The organism is Patulibacter medicamentivorans (assembly GCF_000240225.1).
In the GTDB taxonomy this organism is placed as follows: domain Bacteria; phylum Actinomycetota; class Thermoleophilia; order Solirubrobacterales; family Solirubrobacteraceae; genus Patulibacter; species Patulibacter medicamentivorans.
The window spans coordinates 1-2,244 of the sequence record NZ_AGUD01000330.1 but is presented as its reverse complement, the minus strand read 5'-3'; the positions used below and the strand labels follow the sequence as shown (position 1 = coordinate 2,244).

At 75.8% G+C, this 2,244-nt stretch carries 2 protein-coding genes and 1 riboswitch; both genes read left to right on the top strand.

The window, feature by feature from the left end:
• On the top strand, nt 1-251 hold a 251-nt coding region (locus tag PAI11_RS27685; protein ID WP_040601526.1), incomplete at its 5' end, for a hypothetical protein.
• Nucleotides 252-348: 97 nt separating this feature from the next.
• Nucleotides 349-522: riboswitch (cobalamin riboswitch) on the top strand.
• A 31-nt stretch (nt 523-553) separates the two neighbouring features.
• Nucleotides 554-2,191 carry a choice-of-anchor D domain-containing protein gene (locus tag PAI11_RS25160; RefSeq protein ID WP_081488616.1) on the top strand — a complete coding sequence of 546 codons (1,638 nt, stop codon included), beginning with the start codon at nt 554-556 and terminating at the stop codon, nt 2,189-2,191.
• Nucleotides 2,192-2,244 lie beyond the last annotated feature (53 nt).

Here is a 2,244-nt window from a genome sequence, read left to right as displayed (position 1 = left end):
TGACCGTCACCGCCAGCGCCCGGCTCGGCGGCCGCGTGCCGGTCCGGCGCCGCGTCGGCGAGCACGCCGCGACGGTCCGCGCCGGCGCGACCCGCACCGTCCGGATCCGCCTCTCGCCGGCGATCCGCGGCGAGCTGCGGCGGCGCGGGCAGCGGCCGGTGCGCTTCAGCGCCCGGACCACGTCGGCCGCGGTCGGTGCCCGTCCGACGTTCGAGCTGACGACCACCCTGCGGGCGCGGCGGCGCCGTTGAGCACCGGCCGGCCGGGTCCGCCGCCAGTGGCGCGGCGGACCCGGCCGGCTCGGGGTCGGCCTTCCGGATCGCCGTCCGGTCGGCTACCGTCCCCGCGGCAAGTACACGCGGATCGTGGCCAAGGGAAGTCCGGTGAGAACCCGGCGCGGACCCGCCACTGTGAGCGCGAAGACCCGCCGCACGCACGCGTGCAGCCACTGGGATCCGTCCCGGGAAGGCGCGGCGGCTCGGACGCGCGAGCCAGGAGACCTGCCCGGTCCGCCATACCCACTGCCCCTCGGGAATAGGGGCGAGGAGGACCGATGAGGAACCGATGGACGACGGCGATGGCCGTCGTGATCGCCGCGATCAGCGCATCAGCGGCACTGCCGACCGTGGCCGCCGCCGACCCGCCGCCGCTGGAGCGCGTGCTGGTGCGCACCGAGGGCAAGACGAAGACCCTCTTCGAGGGTCCGATCCTGACCCGCGGGCACGACATCCAGGCCGCCAGCGACACGACGCCGCGGCTCTGCGACAGCACCAACAACGGCGCCAACCCCGAGCCCGGCCCGACGCCGACCGCGTCGACCGTCGACGGCATGACCCTGACCGGTCGCGACTTCGACGGCCAGTGGTACGACGGCTTCGGCGACTACTTCGCCAAGCGCTTCGGGCCCGACGCCGAGGACCCCGCCACCAACGCCTACTGGGGCGTGCTGGTGAACGGGGTCTACACCTCGGTCGGCGGCTGCCAGTACCAGATGGCCCCCGACGACCTGGTGCTCTGGATCTACGACGCCTTCAACGGCCGCGTGCCGCTGCGGCTCGACGGGCCGACCGGGATCGGCGAGCCGACCGCGGCCGGCGAGCACGGCCCCTCGGTCGCCCCGGTCCAGAGCACCTTCACCGTCGACCTGAACGCGCCGCTCGCCGTCCACGTCAGGGGCTTCACCGATACCTGGGCTCCGGGCCAGTGGTCGCCGATGCCGGACGTCGGCGTCTCCCCCGTCTCCACCGACCCGGTCACCGGTGACCAGACCGTCCTGACCGGCGATCCGGCGACGGTCACCAGCGACGCCTCGGGCGACGCCACGATCAGCTGGTCGACCCCGGGCTGGAAGCGGATCAAGGCCGACGGCGGCACCACCACGATCCGCTCCAATCGGCTCGACGTCTGCGTCCGCGACGCAGCCGGGAACGACTGCGGCCCACTGCCCGCCGACGTCGCCGTCCGCGGCGTCGCGCTGCCGACGACCGGCGCCGCGCCCGACTTCGGGACGGTCCCGCAGGGGACGCTGAGCGCGGCCCGGACAGTCACCGTCACCAACCCCGACGTCGCCCCGATCGCCGTCCGCCGCGTCCGCGTGACCGGGGTCGACGGCGACGACTTCCTCGTCAGCTCCGAGGACTGCACCGATCACGCCGTGCCCGCCGGCGGCTCCTGCGCCGTCAACGTGCGGCTCGCGCCGTCGGCCGTCGGCGCACGCAGCGCCGCGCTCCAGGTGTCGTTCGACGGCGACGTCCCGGCGCGGACGGTCGCGCTGGCCGGCGTCGGCGGCGCGCTGCCCAAGGGCGACCCGGGTGCTCCCGGACCGCAGGGCGACCACGGCGCGAAGGGCGACCCCGGCACGCCCGGCACGCCAGGTGGACCGGGCACTCCCGGAACGACGGGGCCCAAGGGCGACAAGGGCGATCCGGGTCGCGACGCCCGCGTGACCTGCAAGACGTCGCGGACTCGGCGCGCGGCGCGAACCCGCACCACCACCCGCTGCACGGTCGCCGTCAAGGGCGTCCGCGCCACCACGCGCGCCCGGCTCACGCGCGGCGGCCGGACGTATGCTTCCGGCACGCTCCGACGGCTGACCGCCGTCACGGCCACGCGGCGGATCGCGAAGGGCGCCTACACCCTCCGGATCGGCGCCGGACGCACGGCGACCAACCTGCGGGTGGCGGTGCGATGACGCGCGCGCCGCTCGCCGAGCCGGTCGCGCCCTAGCCGGAAGCGCCCGCGCGA